Here is a 24,871-nt window from a genome sequence, read left to right on the forward strand (position 1 = left end):
ATGGCCATGACTTTTGAGGAAAAATTGGAACAATATGCGGAACTGGCTGTGAAAGTCGGTGTGAACATTCAAAATGGGCAATATTTATTAATCAATACGACGACAGACACTTTGGATTTCACAAGATTGGTTGTGAAAAAAGCTTACGAAGCCGGAGCCGGGATAGTGCATGTCAATTTGACGGATGAAGAGATTACCCGTGCGTTTTATGAGCATGGAGCGGAAGAAGAATTCGGCAAGTTTCCGAAATGGATTGTTGCTCAACGGGATGAATGCATCGAACGGAAAGGCGCCTTTCTTTGGATTGATGCAGAAGATCCGGATTTATTGAGCGGCATTCCTGTACGCCGAATTTCAGCTCAGCAAAAGGCAAGCGGAGAGGCGCTGGTCAATTACCGGAAAGCCATCATGAATGATGAAATCGCCTGGTCCATTATTGCGGTGCCTTCAAAAAAATGGGCTGCAAAAGTATTTCCGGACTTGCCGGAAGAAGAGCAAATCAATGCGTTATGGGATGCCATTTTCAAAGCAGTACGCATCGGTGAAGGGGATGCGGTCGAAAATTGGAAAAAGCATCTCGCAAATTTGGAGCAGCGGGCAAGTCAATTGAACAGCAAAAAATATGTCCAATTGCATTACAAAGCGCCGGGCACGGATTTGACGATCGAACTTCCAGAAAAGCATATTTGGTGCACAGGCACAAGCAGAACGCCGGAAGGGGTGATCTTCACCGCCAACTTGCCGACGGAAGAAGTGTATACACTCCCTTCAAAATATGGCGTGAATGGTTATGTAAGCAATACGAAACCTCTTGTATATCAAGGGAATATTATCGACCAATTCACACTCACTTTTGAGAAAGGGAAAATTGTTGAAGCCCACGCAAAAGTCGGTGATGAATTGCTTCAGGAATTAATTCAAACGGATAAAGGATCCGCCTATTTAGGGGAAGTGGCACTTGTGCCGCATGAATCGCCGATTTCATTATCCAATATTTTGTATTACAATACGCTTTTTGATGAAAATGCCTCCAATCATTTGGCGATCGGGGAAGCTTATCCGACTTGTTACGAAGGCGGCAGGGATTTGGAGGAAGGTCAGCTGGAATCTTTGGGCATCAATGTATCGATCACCCATGAAGATTTTATGATTGGCAGTGCCGAAATGGATATTGACGGCATTCTACCGGATGGAACACGGGAACCGATCTTTAGAAATGGAAATTGGGCTTTTTAGTGTCTTGTGTCAAACCACATCCTTTCTTATTTGGAGGAAGGATGTGGTTATTTTTTTTTGTGATGGTTTTGGAGGACAAGCAATGATGCAAGTATTTCCTCAATATCCGCAATAAAATGAAGAAATTCCCAAAACAGAACGGAACATACATTCGGTTATGGTGTAGTCACACTTTTTTTCCCGTGCTACAATAGAAGCATAGCAAGAAGTGGAGGTCGATTGATTTTGAAAATTTTCCATACGGCAGATTGGCATTTGGGAAAGCTTGTGCAAGGGGTTTACATGACTGAGGATCAGCGGTATGTACTCAACCAGTTCCTGCAGGCCATCGATGAAGAAAAGCCGGACGTTGTGGTCATTGCAGGGGACTTGTACGATCGGGCCCTTCCTCCGGTGGAAGCGGTGGATTTGCTGAATGAAATGTTTGAGGAAATCGTTTTGAAACGGAAAGTGCCGGTACTGAGCATTGCAGGAAACCATGACAGCCCAACCCGACTTGAATTTGGCAGCAGCTTGATGAAAGAATGTGGATTGTACATTGTCGGTGAGCTCGATGACAAACTAGGACCGATTGTCTTACAGGATGAATATGGGGAAGTGCATTTCCATTTGGTTCCTTTTGCAGAACCTTCCACTGTGAAAAATGTGTTTCAATGCGAATCCATTCATACATATGATGATGCCATGAAAACGATCATTGGAAAAATCGAAGAGAACATGGATCAAACGAAGCGGCATGTATTCGTTGGACATGCCTTTGTCACCCATTCCGGAGAGAAAGGGGAAAATACTAGCGATTCCGAACGGCCATTAGCCATCGGAGGTTCGGAATGCGTGAACGCCCATTATTTCGAGCCGTTCCATTACACTGCCCTCGGCCATTTGCATAAGGCGCATTTTGTGCTCAATGAAACGATAAGATATCCTGGCTCGCCATTAAAATATTCGGCATCCGAAGCGAATCATCAAAAGGGCTTCTTGATTGTCCAATTGGACGAAAAAGGGCAAGTTTCCGTTGAAAAACGAAACTTCGCACCAAGACGGGATTTACGCATCATTGAAGGTTCCATCCATGAAATATTAAAGCATGACTATTGTGAGGATTATGTGTTTGTAAGGCTTACAGACTTGACTCCTGTCGTGGGGGCGATGGAACAAATCCGCACCGTATATCCAAACGCCATGCATGTGGAACGGAAAACGATCCAAAGAACGGAAAATGCGGAAGAAAATATAAAAGTGCGGCGGGAACAGCTGGATGACATAACTCTATTTAAAGCGTTCCATAAAGAAATGATGGGCACTGAGCCGACGGAAGAAGCCCTTCAATTGTATCGGGAAGTGCTGGAAGAATTGTTGCTGGATGAAAGGGAAACAAAAGAGGCGGTGGTGGCAAAATGAAGCCGATTCGATTGAAAATGACAGCTTTTGGTCCTTACAAGGATGAAGAAGTGATCGATTTCACGAAATTGCAAGAGAGAAAACTTTTTGTCATTTCAGGCCAAACGGGAGCGGGAAAAACGACGATTTTCGATGCCATCTGTTTTGCGCTGTACGGTTATGCCAGCGGGCAGGACCGGAAAGAACCGAAAATGCTGAGAAGCGATTTTGCGGATGATGACGTCCATACCTCCGTCGAATTCATCTTTGAAATTCGCGGCAAAAAATACCGTGTATTGCGCAGGTTGCCCCACTTGAAAAAGGGAAGAAAAACGGCAACGGGGGAAAAATACGAGCTGTTTGAAATATTGCCCAATAACGAAGAAATTCCGGCAGTGGAGCGCCAGCGGGTAACGGATATCAATCAAAAGCTTGAAGAAATCATCGGGCTGACTTACGAGCAATTTTGCCAAATCGTGATGCTTCCCCAAGGGGAGTTTCGAAAGTTATTAACTTCAAAATCCGATGAGAAAGAAGAGATTTTAAGAAAAATTTTCAGAACCGAACGTTTCATCAAAATGGCCGATAAATTGGAAGCGAAGAAGCGGGAAATGGATCAACAATTGAATGAAGCGAACGCCTTGAAAAACAGCTATATCAATCAAATTGAAGGAGCATTGCCAAAAAGGGACTCGGCCCTGTTTACGGCATTGAGCCAACATTCCAACATTTATCAAATACTGGATGGGCTTGCGGAAGAGCAGCAATATTATCAGGAAAAAATCAAAGAAGATGAACGGCTCTATCGGGAAGCTTTCAACAAGCACAAAGAGAAATACGAAGTCTATGTGGCAAACAAAAAATTAAATGATGAGATTGAAATCTTTGAAATGAAGAAAGGGCAGCTGCTCCGTCTGCAATCACAAAGAGCCTATTATGAACAAGTAAAAGGAACGATTGATGCTGCCAATCGGGCAAACAGAATTTCACCAATCTATTCCCAACTGTTGGAACTGGAGAAAGAAAAAACGGATCTTGAGAAAAAGCGTTCGGATGTGGAAAAACAATTAGAAGATGCCAATCAAAATTTGATGGACGCAAAAGAACGCTATGAACAAGAAGCGGCAAAAGAAAAGGAACGGGAACGGGCCAATGAACGGGTAAAAGAATTGGAAAACCTTGTTCCGATTTATGAACAAATGAATGAACAAAGCGTACTCGTTGAAAATTTATGGAATGAAAAAAATCAATTGCAATCCCACATCCAACTTTTAGAGCAACAATTGGCAGAGAAGGCGGAGGCTGTTTCAGAGCTGAGTCAAAAAATCGAAAAGCTTGAAGAAGCCACAGAATCCTATAATGAGCTGTTGGAAGAGGAACGCCGATTAAAAGAAATTGCAGATGCTTTCTCCAAATACCATGAAACAAAGTCACATATTCAAAAGTTGGAAGATGAATACAAAAAGGCCAATGAAGCATATGGGAGAATTCATGAACTATATGCGAAGGAAGAAGAAAAATGGTTGAATAACCAAGCGGCGATTCTTGCTGCAAGCCTTAAGCCTGGCATGCCTTGCCCGGTTTGCGGCAGCACGGAGCATCACATCCAACATAAAGAGACGACGGAAATTGTAGAGCAGGATGAATTGAAAAAACTGAGAGCGGCTTTGGAAAAAGCGCAGCAACATAAATTTGCTGTACAAGGTCAATTGGAATCAAAGCGCCAACAATTGAGTGAAATCGAAGAAACTTTCATTGCCTTGAATGCGCCGATGGTTGAAGAATCGCATTTTATCAATCAATTGCAGACCATTCATAACAAGGTAAAAGAAGTGGAAAAACAAAAAGAAGTACTCTCCTCCGGCAGAAAACGGCTAAAAAGGCTGCAGGAAGAAAAAGAACAGGTTGGGAAGCTTCAAAAGGAAAGTGCGCAAAGATACAATGAAGTACATGAAAAATATACGAAGGAAAAAACAATACTTGAGCAGCAAAAAAAATCCATTCCTGAAGAATTGAAGGATCTTTCACAATTGAAAGCTGCATTGCAAGAAGCCAGCCGTCTAAAAGGGCAGTTAAAAGAATCCTGGGAGCGGGCGCAAATGGCATACCAGGAAGCGGGTAAACAAACCGCGGCGGTGGAAGAGGCATTTAAACAAACAATGGAACAAGTCGGACATATACAAAGAAAAGTTCAAAGGGTGAAAGAAGAGTTTCTTTCCGCCCTTAAGGAAGCGAACTTTGCTTCAACGGAAGAATTTTTGCAGGCCCGGCTTTCGCCGCAAAAAATGGAATCATTGCAAAAGCAATATGACGATTATTCGAAAGAGCTTCATTCATTGGAAATGCAAGTGAGGGAAGGGGAAGAAAAGCTGAAAGGCAAAGAAAAGATGGACTTGACCGAAGCGGAAAACGAGTTGGGAGAGCTTCAGTCCAATTATGAAAAAGCCCTGGATGCTTTAAATCATTCCAAAGCTTGCGAAAAGCATTGCATTGACTTTGCGGAAAAGCTCGAAGGAATCGCAAACGATATTTTCCGGATGGAGGAAAAATCCAATCAAATCATCGAGCTTTACAATTTGCTCCGCGGCCAAAACAGCAAAAAAATATCCTTTGAACGCTATGTGCAAATGGGCTATTTGGAGCTCATTACCGAAGCAAGCAACCTGCGCCTGAAAAACTTATCAAACGGCCAATATTATTTGCAAGTTTCCGACAGGGTTGAATCATACGGAAGAGCGAGCGGTTTAGGGTTGGATGTCTATGACACGTATACAGGACAAGCGAGGGATGTAAAAACATTATCCGGAGGGGAAAAATTCAATGCATCTTTAAGCCTGGCATTGGGTATGGCGGATGTGATCCAAAGCTATCAAGGAAATGTCAATATTGAAACAATGTTCATTGATGAAGGATTCGGCTCCCTTGATGAAGAATCCTTAATGAAAGCAATCGACACGCTCATTGAACTTCAAAAATCCGGCCGGATGATCGGAGTCATTTCCCATGTGGAGGAATTAAAATCGGCAATGCCAGCTGTGTTGCAAGTGGAAAAACAAAAAGAAGGATACAGCAAAACAACAATTCTATTAAAATAAACCATGAAGTTGAAATATTTATAGAATTTGATAAAATGGCATTGTTCCCAACAGAATATTTTAGGTGTACCACAAGGGGTGCTGATGAAGTCAGCTGAGAGTGTGCCGTATGCACTAACCCTTCGAACCTGTAAGTTAGTACTTGCGTAGGGATGTGGGATAGAAACCGAAACAAATGCGTCTCGGATCTGTCCGGACGCTTTTTCTTTTCTATCCTTCTCTCGCGTTTTAATAACGAAGAGAAAGGAGTATGCGGAATGAGAAATCAAAAACTGTTATGGATGATTGAAATTGCCATTTTTGCGGCTATCGGTTATGTGTTGGACCAATTAAAATTTTCGATTTGGGCCCAGGGCGGATCCATCAGTTTAGTGATGCTGCCAATTATTTTGATTGCGATTCGTTGGGGACTATCTGCAGGGCTTGTTACGGGTTTGCTGATAGGGCTGTTGAACATGACGATTAATCCGTTTATCGTCCATTGGGCGCAAGCAATCCTGGATTATATCTTTGCTTTCACGTTTGTGGGATTTGCCGCAATTGTTCGGAAACCGGTGTTGGCCGGCGTATTGCAAAATAACAAAAAGAAAATTGCATTATATGTTGTGATCGGTACGGTTGTCGGAGGATTGTTGCGCTTTATTTGCCATACAATTGCCGGAGCGATTTTCTTCAAAGAATACGCAGGCGATCAAAATGCCTGGATTTATTCCATCGTATATAACGGTTCCTATATGCTTCCTGCCATCATCATAACGGCTATTGTGGCGGCATTCATTTTTACAGCAAGCCCAAGACTCATAAAAAAAGAAAATGAATAACGGTTACATGCCGATTTGAAAAGCGTTCTGAACAATAAAAAAAGCGGATTGAGAACACCGGAAGGTTCCCAATCCGTTTTTCTTTGCCGTCCGTTTATCGAATTTTCCCTACAATCCATTTTCCAAATGGGAGATAGGAGATGGTTTTGGAAACAATAATCGATACAAGAACCGCAAAAATGATCATTCCCAAAACGGCCAAATAGCCATTGGGTAGAAATCCCACGAAATACTTGGCCGTCAATGAGAGAACATTCCAATGGATCAGATAAATCATGAATGCATATTTGCTTATGATGCGAATGATTCTATAAGATGGAATGAGTTGTCCATAAGCCAAAACCGCATTTGTCATTCCGACGACAAACGGAACCAAATCCATTCTGCGGGAATGGATTTCCACCATTCCAAACTTATAACCATACCAAATATATAGCGCGGATAGAGCCGTAAATAGTAAAGTGAATATACGATATTTTATTAACAACGGTTGAATTTTTTCGTAATTTGAACCAATGAAATATGCCATTGCAAAATATATGTACCAACCCGTTCCATAAAGTTTTTCATACATGTGGTTTTCCTGGAAGAAAGGATAGGGCGTCCCAAAAAGCCGATGCTGCAAAAAATAAATGATGATGCATATTGGCAACACGACAAAGGATGGCCATTTCCATTTGACCATCATCCAAAACAGCAAATATAACTGAAAAATGACCAATACAAACCAGCCGACAAATTCTCCATAAATCACATTGTTCCAAAAGGATCGCCAAAGAAGGCCATGCCGATACTGTAATTCAATCACAACGGCATCGATGAAAGCCCAAAAAACAAAAGGCAGCAAAATGAATTGAATCCGGCTCGGCCAAAAGGAGCCTGGCAACTGGTCTTTATATTTTGCGGAAAGGATGATGACAGAAAGCATGATAAATGTCGGAGTAGCATAACATAATAGGATCCGAACATAATGGATCATTACAGAATTCTCAGTCAGTCCTTGTTCCATGTTATAAAATGTAGTCGAATGCAGGAGCAATACGGATAAACATGCAACAACCCTCAGTAAGTCCCATTATTTGATTCTCAATGCCAAAACTCCTAATCAAATTTTTCTTTGTTTGTAAGAAATAATGCACGATTATAACATGGAATCATATCTTTGGTACCGGTAAATCATGATTTTCCAACATATACCTAAAGTCACTGTCAATATATTAATGAACCCATATCGAATAAAATAAACATGAAATTCCCGAATTCGTAATAGAATATGTTATATTATTAAAAGAAATTGTTTAGAAGAAAGGATCTTTTACATGATTGTCAAAACACAGGAAGAATTAGAAGCATTAAAAAAAATCGGACGCATTTGTGCGGAAATCCGTGATGCATTAAGAGCGGCGACTAAACCGGGCATCACAACGAAAGAGTTGGATGAGATTGCCGGCCGCATGTTTGCTGAGGCGGGGGCAATTTCAGGGCCGAAGGGAGAATATGATTTCCCGGGTTATACATGTATAAGCGTCAACCACGAAGTCGCACACGGCATTCCGGGAAATAAAGTGATTAAAGAAGGCGACATGGTGAACATTGATGTTTCTGGTTCTTTGAACGGCTATTTTGCCGATACAGGCATTTCTTTTGTTGTCGGAGAAGGCTATGAAGACAAAGAAAAACTTTGCCGTGTGGCTAAATCCGCTTTTGACCGGGCCATGACAAAAGTGAAAGCAGGTTCTAAATTAAACCAAATCGGAAAAGCGGTTGAACGGGAAGCAAGAGATCATGGATTAAAAGTCATTATGAATTTGACGGGGCATGGGGTTGGACGCTCATTGCATGAAGATCCTCAGCACGTATTGAATTATTATGATGCCTGGGATAACACAATCATGAAAGAAGGGATGGTTCTTGCAGTGGAGCCGTTCATCTCCGAAAGAGCGGATCACATCATTGAATCCGGAGATGGATGGACGTTTATAACGCCGGACAAGTCCCTCGTCGCACAAATTGAACATACAATTGTAGTGACTAAGGATAAACCGATCATTTTGACTCAAATCGATGAAGAATAACGCTAAATGCCTGTAAAACAGAAAATCCTGTACGTTCATTGACGTGCAGGATTTTTTTTCATAAATAATATACCGGCAATTAATACTCCGCTTAAAAAGAGGGAAGAAGTGGTCACTAAAAGTTCGTCGAATCCGTTCGCGATGGCGATGCCGATAAAGCACCAGACAAATACGAGCGGATAGGCGATATCATAATGATGATAGCGCAAATGCAATGCCACCAAAGTGGCGAAGGTCAAAATGATGACCACCCATAAAGCATTGCTCAGACCAAAACCCTGCCATTCATGATATAAAAGCAAGGAGCAGACATTAATGATAAAAATAAAAGTTGTCCAGCCGAAATAAATAGCGATGGGAGTTCTCTTTTTCAAAAAATCTCCCTTCATTGGATATGTAAGATATAATGCAAATAAGAACAAAAGTTGCAATGCTATGGATATGGAGGAATAGAGCAATTTTTCATTATTCCATAAGTGAATGGAAATGATTTGAAACAACATGACCAAAAGAAAAAGAACGGTCTGAACAGTTGAAATAAAGGTCTCGGATTTGCGATTTTTGGAATAATTGATAGCCCAAATAAATAAAACAATAAAAAGGAAAAACCAAAATATATATACATATGATGACGGCGAAATTAGCAGTGGTAAGCGGTTGATCATTTCAATTGTGGATTTGCCTTTTATTGGCAGCCAAAAGGAATATAAAGTAAAAACGGCAGCTGCAATAAGGCTGCAAAATATAACAATCATTCGACCCATGTTTCGCACTCCTTTCCATAAAATTATATACATTAAAAAATGATTGAACAACTTTTACTAAAATGATTCCTTTATTTGTTAAATTTTCATTTGAAAGAAGCGGAGATTCATGAAAAAACTTGAAGATTTGGACTTGACATTGAAACTTGAGAAACAAGAGTACAAGAAAAGATTAAAAAAATTGCAATTTGAGATGCTCAATATTCAACAGTTTCTTTATCAAAACAAAATCGGTCTCATTATCGTCTTTGAAGGCATGGATGCGGCAGGCAAAGGAGGAGCAATCAAGAGATTGACCCGTCCGCTTGACCCAAGAGGTTTCGTAGTCCATCCCATCTCGGCTCCGCAGCCCCATGAAAAAAGATACCATTATTTGCATCGGTTTTGGAGAAAACTCCCACAGTACGGCCAAATTGCCATTTTCGACCGCTCATGGTACGGACGGGTGTTGGTGGAAAGAATTGAAGGGTTTGCCAAAAAACAAGAATGGTCCAGAGCGTATAAAGAAATCAATGAGTTTGAAAGATTGTTGACGGATGATGACTATATCATCATCAAGTTTTGGATTCATATTGACAAAGATGAACAATTGGCCCGCTTTAAAGAAAGGGAAACGAATCCGTTTAAAATGTGGAAGCTGACTGAGGAAGATTGGAGAAATCGCAAAAAATTTGATGAATATGTCGAAGCGGCGAATGAAATGTTCGCAAAAACGGATACAGAGAATGCCCCATGGGTGCTGATTCCCGGAAATAATAAGCTGTACGCCCGCATAAAAGTGCTGGAAGAGACCATCAAACATGTAGAAAAAGAAGTTCTTCGCCGCGGCATAAAAATTAAATCCTCTATCAAACGGAAGAAATGAATCGTCATTGAACCACAAGTTTCTGCTTCAAATAACGACGCATATCCAAAAATTTGTTTAAGGTTTGCTTATCCACACTCTTAACCGCTTTATTGATGCAACAGGAAATGATGAAAGAAAGGCATAGGTATATCAATGATGAGGAAATTACTTAAAGTTTTTCATAAGAAGGGTGATCATGTGATTCGAATCGAAAGTGACAGGCTGCATTTACGCACCTTTGTGGAAACGGATGCAAAAAACTTGGCAAAACTGATGCAAAGAAACAAATATTTTTGGGCGACTTATGAGCCATTGCATGATGAGGATTTTTACACGGAAGAAGCGCAATATCGAAAAATACTGGAAGGGTTGCATCTTCAACGTTCGAATCGCGAATTTTCCTTTGGGATTTTTACAAAGAATGAAGAACAATTGATTGGCCACATCTCTTTGTATGCCATCAAGAGATTGCCTTATAACAGCGCTTTTATCGGATATTCCATCGATGAGCAGTTTACTAGGCAGGGAATTGCGACGGAGGCTGTAAGGGAAGTCGTACAATTTGGATTCAATGTATTGAATTTGCATCGAATCGAAGCATATGTATCACCCAAAAATATCGCTTCTGTGAAAGTTTTGGAGAAAGCCCATTTTAAAAAGGAAGGGTTATTGAGAGAATTGCTGTATATTAATGGATCTTGGGAAGACCATTATATTTATGCGCTTTTGCAGGATGATTTTTTCCAAAAAGGAAAATAACTCCCGTGCCTGGCACATTGCCTCCCAACGGTCCCGGTTGGAAGGAATATAAAAATCCATCCGCTCAAGCGGATGGATTTGACATTCAGTGATTATGCATGTTGTTGTTCCAAATATTCATGACCATTAGTCAATAAATCCAATTTTCCTGTTTCAGGATGGATGACCAATCCATGTACCGGCGTATTTTTTGGGAAAAGCGGATGGTTGCGGATGATGTCCACGCTGTTCAACACATTCTTTTCAACATCACCAAATCCCCGTAACCATTCAACCAAATCGATTCCTGAATACTTGATCGATTTGATGATTTCCTGACTTACCCCTTTTTCAAGCATATGCCCAATCATGCGATGAGGGTCGACTTTGCTCATGCCGCAATCATGGTGGCCGATTACATATACTTCATCCGCTTGCAGTTCATAAACCGCCACCAAAATGCTTCTCATGATTCCCCCAAAAGGATGGGCAACCATGGCACCGCCGCTTTTTATGATTTTGGCGTCGCCATTTCGCAAATTCATGGCCTTTGGCAATAATTCAATTAAACGTGTATCCATGCATGTAAGGATCACGATTTTTTTATTTGGAAATTTATCAGTGATATAAGGTTCATATAATTTATTTTCAACAAACTCTTTGTTATAATGCAAAATTTCATTCAAAGATGCCATTCCAGATCCCCTTTCTTATGTAAGTCCGATTATAGCAATATAAAGGGCCAAGACAACAGAATTATTAGAATATTAATAAATATAGGGAAAAAACATAAAAAAAACCGACAAAAACAGCTTGCCCTGTTTTGTCGGTTTTTAATTCAAACTATCAGTTAGTTTTTTGGATCTACTTTAACTGATTCTGCGGAATTTAAGCCTTTACGCAAATAATGAATGAACATTGCGACTGAAATCACAAGAAGTCCAAGCATGCCAGTTACAGTTGTTAAGAATAAGCCCATTATTAGACCCCTTTCTAATAAAGCAATAATGTTTACTATGATTATACTATAAATATATGGGGATTTTAAAGGTTTTACGAGAAAAATAACTTCAGTAATTCAAGGAAACGGAACCTGAAATTATGCCGGCCAGGAAAAATCTGATGGGCAAGTATAAAAATTGATATAAGGGCACCCTTATTTTTCAGGTTTTGATGAATAAACGGAAAAACGGTTCAGCCGGGTTTCAATCAAAAAATTATTATAGCCATCAAGCAAAAAGGTACTTTAAAAAATAATGGAAAATGACGAAATATAAAGTAGTGGAAGATTTGGAGGTACAGTTATGGACATATCTACAGTATTGGGTATAATTCTTGGAGTTGTTGCAATATTCGTCGGGATGGTATTAAAAGGCGCTTCTTTAAGCATCTTACTTAACCCGGCGGCGATATTGATCATTATCGTTGGTACGATCTCATCTGTTGTGATCGGATTCCCGATGAGGGAATTAAAAAGGATACCAAAATTGTTGAAAGTCATTTTTACTGAACAAAAAATGGTGAGTGATGTGGAAATCATTCAAATGTTTTCCAAATGGGCAGACTTGGCACGTCGGGAAGGGCTGCTGGCATTGGAAAGCGAAGCGCAGGAAATAGAAGATCCTTTCTTAAGAAATGGCTTGACGCTTGCAATCGATGGCCAAAGTGCAGATTACATACGTGATGTATTAAACGAAGAAGTGGAAGCGATGGAAGAGCGCCATGAGAGTGGTGCCCAAATTTTTTCTCAAGCGGGTACATATGCGCCGACCCTTGGGGTGCTTGGTGCGGTTGTCGGTCTGATTGCGGCTTTGGGCGATATGGAAGATATCGACACTCTGGGTTACGCGGTTTCATCCGCCTTCGTTGCCACTTTGCTCGGTATTTTCACCGGATATGTGTTATGGCATCCATTTGCCAATAAATTAAGACGCAAATCCGCTTTCGAAGCGAGACAAAAACGGTTGATGATTGAAGGTGTTTTATCTGTATTGGAAGGTGAGGCTCCGCGCATTATTGAACAGAAATTGGCTTCGTATTTGACAAATGAAGAGCGTAAACAATTCTATGAAAGCGGGGCTGGTGGCCTTGAAAAAGAAAAATAGTAAAAAAAACAAAGCGTCAAAAATCAATGAATCTTGGCTCTTGCCATATTCGGACTTGATGACGCTGTTATTGGCCTTGTTCATCGTTTTGTTCGCTTCCAGCAGTGTCGATCAAAGCAAATTTAATAAAATGTCACAAGTGTTTAATGAAATTTTCAACGGCGGCATTGGATTTATGCAAAACAGCTCTGTCATAGACAATCCGACGGCTGTCATCGATGGCATGACCGAAGAACAAAGAGCCTATTTCAGGGACCAGGCTCAGCTGAAACAGATTCAGAAAGATATTGATAATTTCATCGCGGTGAATGAATTGGAAGACACTTTTTCAACGAAAATGACGGATGAAGGCTTGCTTCTCACAATCCGCGACAGCATTTTATTCGATTCAGGGAAAGCGGAGGTCAAGCCTGAAAACGTTCCTATCGCACAGGAACTTGCGGGAATATTAAAATTTGATCCGCCGCGGTATATAGTTGTTACAGGGCATACCGATAATGTTCCTCAAAACACTCCGGAATTCAGGTCAAACTGGGAACTTTCGGTGATGCGCGCGGTCAACTTCCTGAAATTGATCATTGATTCCAATCCGGATTTGGATCCCAAATATTTCAGTGCAAAGGGATATGGCGAATACAATCCCATTGCATCGAATGATACACCGGAAGGAAGAGCGAAAAACCGCCGGGTCGAAGTGTTGATCCAGCAACTTGTTGATGAAGATGCAACCGCTACGGAATCAAACAAAAACAATGAGAATAAAAAATAAAAAGAGGAGCGTTTCATGATGAGACGCTCCTCTTTCATAATCCCTGTTTTTATGTGAAATTAAAAAAATCATTTGCGATATCATTGAATAATGATTTATAAAATGGGAAAAAGTATGCGGTAGTTATCCAATTGCATGAAAAATCTATTTGCGAAGTGAACCCAATTCGGAAACGATGGCCTGCATTTCGCTCGGGCTGAAGGTATCACGTTTCATAACCATTTCATATAAATCATATAAGTCTTCATAGTTGGCTTCTGTGAAGTCTTCTGAACGCAAAGCTTCAGAATTGACCATCTTCAACTTTTCTTTGATTTTTTCTACGATATACGCCACATTCTCTTTGGAAGGCGTTGTCAAATTCATTCTACTTAATCCACCTTTCATTAAGCTTTGTATCATCATTTCATGTCATTCTATTGTTGTCAAGTTTTTATCATGTATTCGCCTTACTTTCAAAAGGTTAAAAGTTCTTATAGAATATGATTAGAAAATCTTTACAAGATTCGACAGGAGGAGAAGGGTCATGAGCGGAAATAAATTGTGCAAAGGTATCGTGATTGGAGCTTTGGTGGGAGCGGCAGTGAGCATGTTTGATGACGAAACGAGAGAACGGACGATCGCAAAGGTGAAAAAAGCCAAAAATACCGTCGTTTACTATGCGAAAAATCGTGATGAACTCCAGCGGCTTGTTCGGGAAAAAATTGATACAATGCAAAAGCTGTATGAAGATACGAAAGACAATGTGAATTTTATTATGGAAAAACTGGATGAAGTCAAAGAAATTCCAGGGGCTGTCCAAGAGATTATCGAAGATACGAAGGAAGCTTTTTCTTCCAAAGAAGAAAGTCAAAGTTAAAGAGTGACGGATGAAGGGAAGTGAGCTGGCGCTTGAATAAACCGAAAATTTTGCAATCCAAGTGGGTCTTGTGGTTTCAATCCTTCATTAATCCAGTGGAATCGGAAATAAAAATAACCACATTCAAAGGATTTGTCCAAGAACTGATTGTTCGGATGAAGAAAGTGGACGTTTCCGGAAAAGGCGCGCAACTGGCTTACTTCTTTTTATTGTCCTTTTTCCCGCTTCTATTGGTGGTTGTATCTTTATTGCCGTTTTTTAACATTAATCAGGAACATGTTTTCCGTTTCCTCCAAACCATTGTGCCGACGGAAGTGTTTTTGCTGACCCAAGGTACGGTTGTGGAAGTCTTGACCACTTATGACGGCGGCGGGGCTCTATCCCTCGGGATTGTTGGTACGATTTGGGCTGCTTCAAGGGGAATGAATGCCATATTAAAAACAATAAACGAAGCTTATGAAACGGAACCGAAGATGGGCATCATCAATCGGGGCTGGTCATTGGTTTTTACGGTGTCCCTTATTTTAATCTTGCTGCTTGCTTTGGCTGTCCCGATTTTTGGCCAGAAATTCGTTTATCAATTGTTCGAATTTTTGGGGGTTGGGGCATCGTTCTATGTTTTCTGGAATTATGTTCAATGGACTTTGCCACCGCTTCTTATTTTTGGTGTATTGTTTTTTTTGTATTGGGTGATTCCATATACGGAACCTAAAGTGCCTCTATTTACCGTGTTGCCTGGAACGTTTTTTGCTTCGGTTTCCTGGGTTGTGTTGATTTACGGGTTTTCTTTCTATATAAAAAATTTCGGGAATTTCACATCTACATATGGAAGCATCGCAAGTGTCATTATTTTAATGCTATGGTTGTACTTTACCGGCATGATATTAATTTTTGGCGGATTGTTGAACGCAACCATGTATAAAAGATATTTGGCTAAGAAAATGAAAAAGTAGGTTTATAAAGTTAAAATAAAAAACGGTTTAAGCGCGTTTGATGGCTTAAACCGTTTTCTCTTTATTTGATGGTTTTGAGCATTCTTAAACCGTTCAGGATGACCAGGATGGTGCTGCCTTCGTGGCCTACCACACCAAGAGGCAGATCGACTATTTGCAAAAAGTTTGAAATGATCAGTAAAGCGATGACGGATGTAGAGAAGATGACATTTTGTTTGACGATCCGCTGCATTTTTCTTCCGAGTTTAACGGCATATGCAATTTTTGATAAATTGTTTTTCATTAAAACTATATCCGCCGTTTCCAATGCGACATCCGTGCCGCCGCCCATGGCAATGCCGACCGTTGATTTTGCAAGGGCTGGGGCATCGTTGATTCCGTCGCCGACCATTCCGACATATTGGTATTGGGCCAAGGCATTGTCGATAAATTCTGTTTTTGTCACCGGCGAACATTTTGCGATATATTGATTGACACCGGCTTCCCTTGCAATCACTTTCGCCGTTTTTTCATGGTCCCCCGTCAGCATGGCGATATGAATGCCAAGCTCTTTCAATGTTTGGACCGCTTCCTTCGCCTCATTACGTATCGTATCTTTCAAGGCAACCAAAGCGGCGATTCCTTGTTCATCCTTCATAAAGACTACGGTTTTTCCTTCATCTGAAAGGTGGGCCGCCTTGCAATCCGCAAATTGTTTCGCCTCTTCAACGCCAACAAAATCAGCGTTGCCGATGATATATGATTTCCCATTGATGACCGCTTTTAACCCGCATCCAGGAACGTCTTTAATATCAATGCCGGAAAGGATTTCGATTTGTTGTTCTTTGGCATGTTGAACGATGGATTGGGCAAGCGGATGGTTGGATTGGGCTTCGATGGATGCCATGATTTTCAGTGTTTCTTTTTCATCCAAACCATTTCGGACAATCACATCTGTAACGACTGGAGCGCCTTCTGTCAATGTTCCGGTTTTATCAACGGCAAGTAATCGGAGCACGCTCATATTTTCGAGATGGACTCCGCCTTTGAACAAAATGCCGTGCCGTGCCCCGTTTGAAATGGCCGATAATGTGGCAGGCATGATCGATGCAACAAGGGCACAAGGCGAGGCGACGACGAGCAGAACGATGGCTCTGTAAATGGTTGTGTTCCAATCCCAGCCAAGCAAAAAGTGCGGGAGAAACATCATGAGTCCTACAGCGATGAGCACCCCTTTGACATAGCGGCCTTCAAACTTTTCAATGAATTGCTGGGAAGGGGATTTTTCGCTTTGGGCTGATTGTACAAGCTCAATGATTTTTTGGAACAGTGTTTCGGAATTCGGTTTTGTCATGTGAATGGTGATGGTTCCATTTAAATTGATTGTTCCGGCAAAAACCTCGTCCCCGACATTTTTTGAAACAGGAATCGCTTCTCCGGTTATGGCGGATTCGTCAATGGATGAAGAACCTTTCAAAATTTTTCCGTCCACAGGAATCCGTTCCCCCGGTTTGACGAGAAGATGATCCCCCACCTGCAAAGAAGAAACCGGAACTTTCATTGGTTCAAAATCTCCCCGAACAAGCCATGCTTCTTCCGGCTGCAAATTCATTAAAGCGGAAATTTCACGATGGCTCCGGTTCATTGCATAAGTTTCAAGGGCACCGCTCAAGGAAAAAATGAAGATCAGTATGGCACCCTCTGTCCAGTAGCCGATCATCATTGAACCGATGGCTGCCAAAATCATCAATATCTCCACATTCAAAGTTTTGTTTTCTATTGTGTCAATGATTCCTTCCTTCGCTTTTGCGTAACCGCCAATAACAAAAGCGGTTATATATGAAAATACTGACGCTGTTGATAAACCTTCTTTTTCTAATTTCCATGCTACTAATATGATGATTCCGCTTATAATAGCTGCGATTAGTTCCTGATGTTGTTTCAAATTCTCAATTAGTGAGAACTTTTCTCGATTATTGTTATCCATACAATCCTCCTTGTGATAATGACTATCAGTTTCAAAACTTTATTTTTAAAGGGAATGAGAATCGATATCATTTATTTAAAATTAATTTTAATTTATAATTATTCTAATCTAATTCGGTTTTTTTGTAAAGAAGTAAACACCAAAAAGTATAGAAAATTTAAAATATATTAATCTTACTTGACTTATAGGAATAAAGATGTATTATAAAGTTTGTTCAGAAAAAAGGAGGTTATATGATGGGAATAATCATAAATATGGCGATTTTAATAGGCTTGTTGGCCTTTTTATATTTTCTAAAGAAAAAACATGTGAAATTTTCGAACAGGGTGTTCATAGCGCTCGCCATTGGGATCGTATTTGGCGTTGTTTTGCAATGGATTTATGGATATGGTTCCGAAACGATCGCAAAAACGATGCCATGGTTTAATATCATCGGAAATGGTTATGTAAAATTATTGCAAATGGTTGCTATGCCTTTAGTATTTATTTCCATTTTGGCGGCATTTACGAAAGTGACAATCGGAAAAAATTTAGGGAAAATTGCAAGCATTATTTTGGCGGTACTGATTGGTACAACGGCCATTGCCGCATCCTTTGGCATTTTGTCAACGGCCATTTTTGACTTGGATGCATCACAAATCGTGCAAGGGGAATCTGAAGCGGCACGCGGGGAGGAAATTGTGCAAAAAGCTGAATCGGTTAAAACTTTGCCGGAGCATATTTTGGAAATGTTCCCTGCCAATCCATTCCTTGATATGACAGGTGCCCGTTCCACTTCAACAATTGCGGTTGTCATTTTTGCGGCCTTTTTAGGGTTTGCCTATTTACAACTTCGACGAAAAGATGAGGAAACAGCAAACACAGTGAAAAAAGGCGTCGATGCCATCTATGGCCTCACAATGGGAGTTGTGCGCATCGTGTTGCAACTGACTCCATACGGGGTATTGGCGATTATGGCACGTACGGTTGCTACAAGCGACTTCGGGGCGATTGCCGATTTGGGCAAATTTGTCATTGCTTCTTATGCGGCGTTGATTTCCATGTTTATCGTCCATTTAATTATTGTTTCATTGACAGGTCTAAATCCGGTTTTATATGTAAAAAAAGTGGCGGAAACTTTATTATTTGCCTTTTCTTCCCGCTCAAGTGCAGCGACATTGCCGTTAAATCTTCAAACGCAAACAAAACGTTTGGGTGTTCCTGAAGGGATTGCCAACTTTGCAGGTTCTTTTGGTTTATCCATTGGCCAAAATGGTTGTGCCGGTGTATATCCGGCTATGTTGGCAGTGATGATCGCGCCGACTGTGGGAATTGATCCGTTCACACCTGGGTTTATTGCAATGCTGATTTTGATCGTTGCGATCAGTTCATTTGGTGTTGCCGGTGTTGGCGGTGGTGCAACGTTTGCGGCAATCATTGTCTTATCTGCGATGGATTTGCCGATCGCTCTTGCGGGTATTTTGATTTCCGTGGAACCGTTGATTGATATGGGGCGCACTGCGCTGAACGTAAGTGGTTCCATGGTGTCCGGTATTGTATCAAGCCGTATCACAAAAGAACTGGATACAGAAATTTATAATGACACGTCAGAAAAGACATCTTTGGTTTAACCATTAAATAGTACTCAAATTCGCCAAAGGAAAATGGGCATTCATCACAAGTGAATGTCCATTTTTTAATAAAAAAGCTGTTCAAAGAATCAAATGTCCATCTGATTCTTTGAACAGCAAAACTTAGTTCATTCCGATTGGATTAGAATACTCTTTCCGCATATTGAGCCAATTTTTCAAGGGAAGATTTTTCAACATCTGCGTGTAAAGAGTTTCCATGGGAATCCATTGTGACAACCGCTGTAAAGTCTTCCACAGTCAAGTGCCACATTGCTTCAGGAATACCGAATTCAAGGAAGTCCACACCGTCTACGCTCTTAATGCAATCCGCATAATATTGGGCAGCTCCACCAATCGCGTTCAAGTAAACGCCGCCGTGTTCTTGCAACGCTTTCAACGTTTTTGCACCCATACCGCCTTTACCGATAACTGCGCGGATGCCGAATTTTTTCATGATGTCGCCTTGGTAAGGCTCCTCACGGATGGAAGTTGTAGGACCAGCCGCTTTTACTGTCCAGTTTCCATTTTCGTCTTTTGCCATTACCGGACCGCAGTGGTAAATAATTTGTCCATTTAAATCAACAGGTGCATCGTGTGTCATTAAGTGATGGTGGATTGCATCGCGGCCTGTGTACATGCGTCCGCTGATTTTTACAACGTCACCCACTTTTAATTCACGAATTTGTTCTTCTGTGATAGGCGCTCTTAATTCAATTACGCGGCTTTCGGATTTTGTTTCAGTTTTTTCTTCTTCATCGCGGAATGTGATTTTTTCGCCATCTTGGTAGTGCCAATTTGTGATTTCGCCTGTATTGGCATCAATGTCAACCGCCATGCGACGGAATGCCCAACAGTTATACGCGATGGATACAAAGAATGAAGCCGGGATACGGTGCATAACGCCAATTTTACAACCCAATAATGTTGTTTCACCGCCGAATCCCATTGTTCCGACACCGAGTGTGTTTGCTTTTTCTACAATATATTCTTCCAATTTGGCAAGTTCAGGAATTGGGTTTGTATCTTCCAAATGACGGAATAATTGTTCTTTGGCAAGATCGTAACTGCTGGAGCGGTCTCCACCGATACCAACACCGATAAATCCTGCTGAACAGCCTTGTCCTTGTGCTTTCCATACTGCATGAAGGATACATTTGCGGATTCCGTCAAGGTCACGACCGGCACGGCCAAGTCCTTCCAATTCGCAAGGCAAGCTGTATTGGGCGTTTTTGTTTTCACAGCCGCCGCCTTTTAAGATGAGTTTCACTTCAATGTAATCTTTTTCCCATTGTTCGAATTTGATCACAGGAACGCCTTCACCAAGATTGTCGCCACTGTTTTTGCCGGTTAATGAATCAACAGAGTTTGGACGGAGCTTCGCATCTTCTGTCGCTTTTTTAACCGCATTGCGGATGGCTTCTTTGATTTCTAATTGGTTTGCGCCAATAGGAGTTTTTACTTTAAATGTTGGAAGTCCTGTGTCTTGGCAAATTGGTGATACATTGTCTTCCGCCATTACGATATTTCTTGTGATGGTTGCCAAACTCATGGCAGCCCGAGTGCCTGCATTTTCAGCTTCTTTTGCTCTTTTGATGGCACGGCGAACATCTTTTGGCAAGTTTGTAGATGTTTCGCAAATCAAATCATAAAGGCTTTTCTCCAACGTTTGCAAATATGTAGTTGCGACTGACATATTATTTTCCCCCCAAAAAAAATTCAATTCTAGAATATTATACATTTTTAAAATTATTATTAAAAGTCTGTTATATAAAAGTAAATGGCAGATTACAATTATAATAGAAATTTTTTTTGAACTGATAAATTATTTCAATTACGCTAACAAAAAAATATAGTTGACAACTATGAATAATATGTTTTAATTTTCGATAAATGATAAAAAAAGAATGATTAGTAAATTTTCCATTGCTTTTGCAAGGGCAGGGACTTCCGAGAATGGGATGACTTCACCGCCAAAGGCACGTATGACTTTCGTCCGTTCAATGCTGACATTGTCCTGGATGTAGACGCGGAATTTATAACCTTTGGCAGCTGCAATGGCAGCAACGCCGATGCCGGTATTTCCGCTCGTTGTTTCCACAATGGTATCGCCCTTTTTTAACAAACCCTTTGCTTCTGCATCTTCAATCATAGATTTGGCAATGCGATCTTTTACACTGTTGACAGGGTTAAAATATTCTAGTTTTACGATGAGTTCCGCTTCCAATTGGTTTTGTTTTTCATAATTGACAAGTTGCAATAATGGGGTCCGACCGACCAACTCGGTAATGGACTTTTTAATTTTATTTGTAACTGCCTGACTCATCTAATCTCCTCCAATCCAAATCATTTTATAACCTACTATTACAATTGGGATTATTGGAATGTTAACATGCGAAATTGAGCATTGACAATATGTTGCCGGTAAAATCATCAATAGAAATATTTAATTAACGAAAAAAATAATTTATTAAATAAATGGGGGATATGCAGGGGAAGAGAGGGGAAAGGGGACATGTAATCTTGAAAAAAAAGAGGTAATTAAATCCGCACATACAAAAAAATCAGTGAAGGAAAACCCTTCACTGATTATGTAAACAACCTTTATTCTTCTTCATACCGATGTTTAAACTGCTCCAATTTCTCTTCAATATCGTCAATCATTTGGATGAGGCGATCAATGTCTTCAAGATCGGCAGTTTCTTCATCAATCGCTTCCAAAACTTCAAGGAAAATCTCCAGGCGTTCTTTCAAATATTGCACCTGCTTATTTTTGTCATAAATCGCTTTCACATTTCCACCTCTTTCATCTAGGTCATCATAACGGAAAATCGCCAAATATGCAATCATGTAAAAAAGTATTTTTCTGTAAAAGTATAGGCATTTCATACCGATTTTATTTTTGATTATTCAGAATATTTACAATAATGAATCTTTGTGATATATTAATCTTAACTAAATCGCAAAGGAGTTGGTCGAAAAGTAAACGCTCACTCTATTGCAAAGGAGGGAGTCTAAACAATCTTTCGGCCCGGCTTGTAGCCGAAACTGTTTATGCAACGATAATGGTGGTTAGTAAGCGGTAAACCCCGGTGAGGTGCATCTTTTTGGATGCACAGGTCACAGGGGTTTTAAAGTTTCATAGATTTTTCTATAAAAAAGCGCCAATCGGAAACCGGTCCGAATTGGCGCTTTGACTGTTTAAGATAAGCGATTGCGATAATCTTCGTATTTAAATTGTCTTACGACTTTAATTCCTTCTTCATCGTTGTATAAACAGATGCTTGGCAAGTTGACACCGTTGAACATATGGTTTTTCACCATTGTGTAATGGGCCATGTCTGTAAATACAATTTTGTCCCCAGGTTTTAGCGGTTCATCGAAAGAATAGTCGCCGATCACATCTCCAGCAAGGCATGTCATTCCACCGAGACGGTATGTGTAAGGTTTATCATTAGGGGTACTTGCCCCGATAATTTGCGGACGATAAGGCATCTCAAGTACATCCGGCATATGACATGTGGCGGAAGTGTCGAGAATGGCGATCTCCATCCCGTTTTTGACAATATCCAGCACGGTTGCCACAAGGTAGCCTGTATTGAGAGCAATGGCTTCACCTGGTTCGAGAATGACTTGGACATCATATTTATTTTTAATATAGTTGATGAGATCGACCAGTTTGTCGATGTCATAATCCGGGCGGGTAATATGATGTCCGCCGCCGAAGTTGACCCATTTCATTTGATGCAAGTACTTGCCATACTTTTCTTCAAAATGAGGAAGGATCCGTTCAAGCACGTCGGAATTTTGTTCACACATCGCATGGAAGTGAAGACCCTCAACGCCGTCCAATTCATCCGGACGGAATTGATCGAAAGGAATTCCTAAACGGGAATTCAATGCACAAGGGTCATAAAGTGTCGTTTCCACTTCGGAATAACCAGGGTTCACTCTCAAACCGATAGAAACGTGCTTGTCCAGTTGTTGAATCTTTTGTTTATATTTATTTAATTGATTGAAAGAGTTGAATACGATATGGTCGATATATTTCAAATATTCATCGATTTCATGTTCAGCGTAGGCTGGTGAGTAGGCATGCACTTCTTTTCCAAATTCCTCGTATCCTAAGCGGGCTTCAAAAAGGGAACTTGCCGTAACCCCCTTCAAATATTTGCTCACTAAAGGAAATGTGGAAAACATGGAAAAACCTTTTAGCGCAAGCAATATATCGCAGCCTGTACGCTGTTGGACGGAATCCAATATCTCCAGATTCCGTTTTAGTAAGCGTTCATCGACAATATAACTTGGGGATGGTGCACTTTTCCAGTCAATCGCTTTCATTATTTTACCTCACGTTTTTCCAAATCTAATTCAAGCAATTCTGGATTGAAGCTTTCTTTCCATGGAAGTCCCCATTTATTTAATTCTTCCATGAATGGATCTGGATCGAATTCTTCTACGTTCCAAACACCCGGTTTTTTCCAAAGCCCTTTGATGACAAGGCTTGCACCAATCATGGCCGGTACGCCAGTTGTATAAGAAATCGCTTGGCTGCCCACTTCGCGATAGCATTCTTGATGGTCACATACATTATATAAATAGTATGTTTTTTCTTTACCGTCTTTTACGCCACGGAAAATACAACCGATATTTGTTTTCCCTTTTGTACGAGGTCCAAGGGATGCCGGATCAGGAAGAACCGCTTTCAAGAATTGAAGAGGCTGGATCATTTTGCCTTCAAATTCAATCGGTTCAATTGATGTCATTCCGACATTTTCGAGTACCCGTAAGTGTGTTAAGTATTTTTCAGAGAATGTCATCCAGAAGCGGATTTGTTTAAGCCCTTTCACATTTTTCGCCAAAGATTCCAATTCTTCATGGTAAAGAAGGTAAATATCTTTTGGACCTACTTCTGGGAAGTCGTAAACTTGTTTGTATTCCAAAGGTTTTGTTTCAACCCATTTTCCTTCTTTCCAATAGCGGCCATTTGACGTGATTTCTCGGATGTTGATTTCCGGGTTGAAGTTTGTTGCGAATGGCAGGCCATGGTCGCCGCCATTGCAGTCCAAAATGTCGATGTAATGAATTTCATCGAAATGATGTTTTAATGCGTAAGCTGTGAATACTCCAGTTACACCTGGGTCGAATCCGCAGCCTAATACTGCAGTAAGACCTGCTTTTTCAAATTTTTCTTTATAAGCCCATTGCCATTTATATTCAAATTTAGCTGTTTCAGGCGGTTCATAGTTGGCAGTATCCAAGTAATGAACACCTGTAGCTAAACAAGCTTCCATAATACTCAAATCTTGATATGGTAATGCTACGTTGATCACCACATCCGGTTTAAAACCATTGATTAATTCGACGAGTTCGTCCACATTGTCCGCATCTACTTGAGCAGTGTGGATAATTGTTTTGCCACCGTCGAGTTTCTCTTTCAATGCATCACATTTCGACTTTGTTCGACTGGCAATCATAATTTCCTCGAACACGTCTGAATTTTGTACACATTTGTGTACCACAACACTAGCTACACCGCCAGCACCAATAATCAATGCTTTACCCAATTCATTATGACCCCCTTAGGAAAAATAATAGTATTAAGCAATGCAATAGATTATACATAATTATTTCTTAAGTAGCAATTGTTTTTAAA

At 40.6% G+C, this 24,871-nt stretch carries 22 protein-coding genes and 1 riboswitch; of the genes, 12 read left to right on the plus strand and 10 right to left on the minus strand.

Annotated features, from left to right (window positions below; all coding sequences use genetic code 11):
* The first annotated feature begins 6 nt into the window (after positions 1-6).
* The 4 genes from NSS77_RS09120 to thiT all read left to right on the plus strand — a co-directional run bounded on the left by NSS77_RS09120 (position 7) and on the right by thiT (position 6,532).
* On the plus strand, positions 7-1,236 hold the full coding sequence (locus tag NSS77_RS09120) for an aminopeptidase (RefSeq protein WP_342468512.1): 1,230 nt from the start codon (positions 7-9) through the stop codon (positions 1,234-1,236).
* Between the two features lie 225 nt (positions 1,237-1,461).
* A complete protein-coding gene (locus NSS77_RS09125; RefSeq protein ID WP_342471245.1) occupies positions 1,462-2,637 on the plus strand; it encodes an exonuclease SbcCD subunit D in 1,176 nt (391 codons plus the stop codon).
* The gene (locus NSS77_RS09130; protein WP_342468513.1) at positions 2,634-5,711 is read left to right on the plus strand and encodes an SMC family ATPase; all 3,078 of its coding nucleotides are present in this window, start codon (positions 2,634-2,636) and stop codon (positions 5,709-5,711) included. Before NSS77_RS09125 ends, NSS77_RS09130 begins: the two co-directional genes overlap by 4 nt.
* 64 nt (positions 5,712-5,775) lie before the next feature.
* A riboswitch (TPP riboswitch) is annotated at positions 5,776-5,881 on the plus strand.
* Positions 5,882-5,968: 87 nt separating this feature from the next.
* Complete coding sequence (gene thiT, locus NSS77_RS09135) at positions 5,969-6,532, plus strand: energy-coupled thiamine transporter ThiT (RefSeq protein WP_342468514.1); 564 nt, start codon at positions 5,969-5,971, stop codon at positions 6,530-6,532.
* Between the two features lie 94 nt (positions 6,533-6,626).
* Here the strand turns inward: thiT and NSS77_RS09140 are convergent, their stop codons facing one another.
* Positions 6,627-7,598 (minus strand): acyltransferase family protein, encoded by a 972-nt coding sequence (locus NSS77_RS09140; protein WP_342471246.1) that lies wholly within the window; start codon positions 7,596-7,598, stop codon positions 6,627-6,629.
* A 253-nt stretch (positions 7,599-7,851) separates the two neighbouring features.
* On the opposite strand from NSS77_RS09140, the gene map reads away from it, so the two are divergent.
* Positions 7,852-8,607 carry a type I methionyl aminopeptidase gene (gene map, locus NSS77_RS09145; protein WP_342468515.1) on the plus strand — a complete coding sequence of 252 codons (756 nt, stop codon included), beginning with the start codon at positions 7,852-7,854 and terminating at the stop codon, positions 8,605-8,607.
* Positions 8,608-8,642: 35 nt separating this feature from the next.
* Here the strand turns inward: map and NSS77_RS09150 are convergent, their stop codons facing one another.
* Entirely contained in the window at positions 8,643-9,371 is a 729-nt protein-coding gene (locus NSS77_RS09150) for a hypothetical protein (RefSeq protein ID WP_342468516.1), read from the minus strand.
* Positions 9,372-9,480: 109 nt separating this feature from the next.
* Here NSS77_RS09150 and NSS77_RS09155 point away from each other — a divergent pair, with 109 nt between their 5' ends.
* Positions 9,481-10,236: a polyphosphate kinase gene (locus NSS77_RS09155; protein WP_342468517.1), complete on the plus strand. Its 756-nt coding sequence runs from the start codon at positions 9,481-9,483 to the stop codon at positions 10,234-10,236.
* A 180-nt stretch (positions 10,237-10,416) separates the two neighbouring features.
* On the plus strand, positions 10,417-10,977 hold the full coding sequence (locus tag NSS77_RS09160) for a GNAT family protein (protein ID WP_342468518.1): 561 nt from the start codon (positions 10,417-10,419) through the stop codon (positions 10,975-10,977).
* 92 nt (positions 10,978-11,069) lie between these two features.
* Here the strand turns inward: NSS77_RS09160 and NSS77_RS09165 are convergent, their stop codons facing one another.
* The gene (locus tag NSS77_RS09165; protein WP_342468519.1) at positions 11,070-11,651 is read right to left on the minus strand and encodes a carbonic anhydrase; all 582 of its coding nucleotides are present in this window, start codon (positions 11,649-11,651) and stop codon (positions 11,070-11,072) included.
* Positions 11,652-12,260: 609 nt separating this feature from the next.
* Here NSS77_RS09165 and motA point away from each other — a divergent pair.
* Positions 12,261-13,061: a flagellar motor stator protein MotA gene (gene motA / locus NSS77_RS09170; RefSeq protein ID WP_342468520.1), complete on the plus strand. Its 801-nt coding sequence runs from the start codon at positions 12,261-12,263 to the stop codon at positions 13,059-13,061.
* Positions 13,045-13,830: a flagellar motor protein MotB gene (gene motB, locus NSS77_RS09175; protein ID WP_342468521.1), complete on the plus strand. Its 786-nt coding sequence runs from the start codon at positions 13,045-13,047 to the stop codon at positions 13,828-13,830. The genes motA and motB overlap by 17 nt, the downstream gene beginning before the upstream one ends.
* 144 nt (positions 13,831-13,974) lie before the next feature.
* Here the strand turns inward: motB and NSS77_RS09180 are convergent, their stop codons facing one another.
* Entirely contained in the window at positions 13,975-14,196 is a 222-nt protein-coding gene (locus tag NSS77_RS09180) for a DUF1128 domain-containing protein (RefSeq protein ID WP_342471247.1), read from the minus strand.
* Between the two features lie 160 nt (positions 14,197-14,356).
* Between NSS77_RS09180 and NSS77_RS09185 the strand changes: the two genes are divergently transcribed.
* Positions 14,357-14,689 carry a YtxH domain-containing protein gene (locus NSS77_RS09185; RefSeq protein ID WP_342468522.1) on the plus strand — a complete coding sequence of 111 codons (333 nt, stop codon included), beginning with the start codon at positions 14,357-14,359 and terminating at the stop codon, positions 14,687-14,689.
* A gap of 20 nt (positions 14,690-14,709) precedes the next feature.
* Positions 14,710-15,642, plus strand: coding sequence for a YihY/virulence factor BrkB family protein (locus NSS77_RS09190; protein WP_342468523.1), 933 nt, complete (start codon positions 14,710-14,712; stop codon positions 15,640-15,642).
* 61 nt (positions 15,643-15,703) lie between these two features.
* Here NSS77_RS09190 and NSS77_RS09195 read toward each other — a convergent pair whose 3' ends face one another.
* Positions 15,704-17,608 (minus strand): heavy metal translocating P-type ATPase, encoded by a 1,905-nt coding sequence (locus tag NSS77_RS09195; protein ID WP_342468524.1) that lies wholly within the window; start codon positions 17,606-17,608, stop codon positions 15,704-15,706.
* Positions 17,609-17,844: 236 nt separating this feature from the next.
* Here NSS77_RS09195 and NSS77_RS09200 point away from each other — a divergent pair, with 236 nt between their 5' ends.
* A complete protein-coding gene (locus NSS77_RS09200; protein ID WP_342468525.1) occupies positions 17,845-19,218 on the plus strand; it encodes an L-cystine transporter in 1,374 nt (457 codons plus the stop codon).
* Between the two features lie 142 nt (positions 19,219-19,360).
* On the opposite strand, the gene NSS77_RS09205 is transcribed toward NSS77_RS09200, so the two are convergent.
* The 5 genes from NSS77_RS09205 to NSS77_RS09225 form a co-directional block, all read right to left on the minus strand.
* Entirely contained in the window at positions 19,361-20,911 is a 1,551-nt protein-coding gene (locus NSS77_RS09205) for a fumarate hydratase (protein WP_342468526.1), read from the minus strand.
* 183 nt (positions 20,912-21,094) lie between these two features.
* Positions 21,095-21,541, minus strand: a complete 447-nt coding sequence (locus NSS77_RS09210; RefSeq protein WP_342468527.1) for a pyridoxal-phosphate dependent enzyme — start codon at positions 21,539-21,541, stop codon at positions 21,095-21,097.
* A 278-nt stretch (positions 21,542-21,819) separates the two neighbouring features.
* Positions 21,820-22,008 (minus strand): SE1561 family protein, encoded by a 189-nt coding sequence (locus NSS77_RS09215; protein ID WP_141601829.1) that lies wholly within the window; start codon positions 22,006-22,008, stop codon positions 21,820-21,822.
* Positions 22,009-22,416: 408 nt separating this feature from the next.
* Positions 22,417-23,556 carry a carboxynorspermidine decarboxylase gene (gene nspC / locus NSS77_RS09220; protein WP_342468528.1) on the minus strand — a complete coding sequence of 380 codons (1,140 nt, stop codon included), beginning with the start codon at positions 23,554-23,556 and terminating at the stop codon, positions 22,417-22,419.
* Positions 23,556-24,782: a saccharopine dehydrogenase family protein gene (locus NSS77_RS09225; RefSeq protein WP_342468529.1), complete on the minus strand. Its 1,227-nt coding sequence runs from the start codon at positions 24,780-24,782 to the stop codon at positions 23,556-23,558. The genes nspC and NSS77_RS09225 overlap by 1 nt, the downstream gene beginning before the upstream one ends.
* Positions 24,783-24,871: the final 89 nt, after the last annotated feature.

Source organism: Ureibacillus sp. FSL K6-3587 (assembly GCF_038593165.1).
GTDB lineage: Bacteria > Bacillota > Bacilli > Bacillales_A > Planococcaceae > Ureibacillus > Ureibacillus suwonensis.

What these genes read in the sequence shown, in the direction of transcription:
- thiT (WP_342468514.1), top strand. Translation starts at nt 5,969, where the DNA reads ATGAGAAATCAAAAACTGTTATGGATGATTGAAATTGCCATTTTTGCG.
- map (WP_342468515.1), top strand. Translation starts at nt 7,852, where the DNA reads ATGATTGTCAAAACACAGGAAGAATTAGAAGCATTAAAAAAAATCGGA.
- NSS77_RS09120 (WP_342468512.1), top strand. Translation starts at nt 7, where the DNA reads ATGACTTTTGAGGAAAAATTGGAACAATATGCGGAACTGGCTGTGAAA.
- NSS77_RS09155 (WP_342468517.1), top strand. Translation starts at nt 9,481, where the DNA reads ATGAAAAAACTTGAAGATTTGGACTTGACATTGAAACTTGAGAAACAA.
- NSS77_RS09150 (WP_342468516.1), bottom strand. Translation starts at nt 9,371, where the DNA reads ATGGGTCGAATGATTGTTATATTTTGCAGCCTTATTGCAGCTGCCGTT.
- NSS77_RS09185 (WP_342468522.1), top strand. Translation starts at nt 14,357, where the DNA reads ATGAGCGGAAATAAATTGTGCAAAGGTATCGTGATTGGAGCTTTGGTG.
- NSS77_RS09165 (WP_342468519.1), bottom strand. Translation starts at nt 11,651, where the DNA reads ATGGCATCTTTGAATGAAATTTTGCATTATAACAAAGAGTTTGTTGAA.
- NSS77_RS09205 (WP_342468526.1), bottom strand. Translation starts at nt 20,911, where the DNA reads ATGTCAGTCGCAACTACATATTTGCAAACGTTGGAGAAAAGCCTTTAT.
- NSS77_RS09210 (WP_342468527.1), bottom strand. Translation starts at nt 21,541, where the DNA reads ATGAGTCAGGCAGTTACAAATAAAATTAAAAAGTCCATTACCGAGTTG.
- NSS77_RS09200 (WP_342468525.1), top strand. Translation starts at nt 17,845, where the DNA reads ATGGGAATAATCATAAATATGGCGATTTTAATAGGCTTGTTGGCCTTT.
- motA (WP_342468520.1), top strand. Translation starts at nt 12,261, where the DNA reads ATGGACATATCTACAGTATTGGGTATAATTCTTGGAGTTGTTGCAATA.
- NSS77_RS09195 (WP_342468524.1), bottom strand. Translation starts at nt 17,608, where the DNA reads ATGGATAACAATAATCGAGAAAAGTTCTCACTAATTGAGAATTTGAAA.
- NSS77_RS09130 (WP_342468513.1), top strand. Translation starts at nt 2,634, where the DNA reads ATGAAGCCGATTCGATTGAAAATGACAGCTTTTGGTCCTTACAAGGAT.
- nspC (WP_342468528.1), bottom strand. Translation starts at nt 23,556, where the DNA reads ATGAAAGCGATTGACTGGAAAAGTGCACCATCCCCAAGTTATATTGTC.
- NSS77_RS09180 (WP_342471247.1), bottom strand. Translation starts at nt 14,196, where the DNA reads ATGAATTTGACAACGCCTTCCAAAGAGAATGTGGCGTATATCGTAGAA.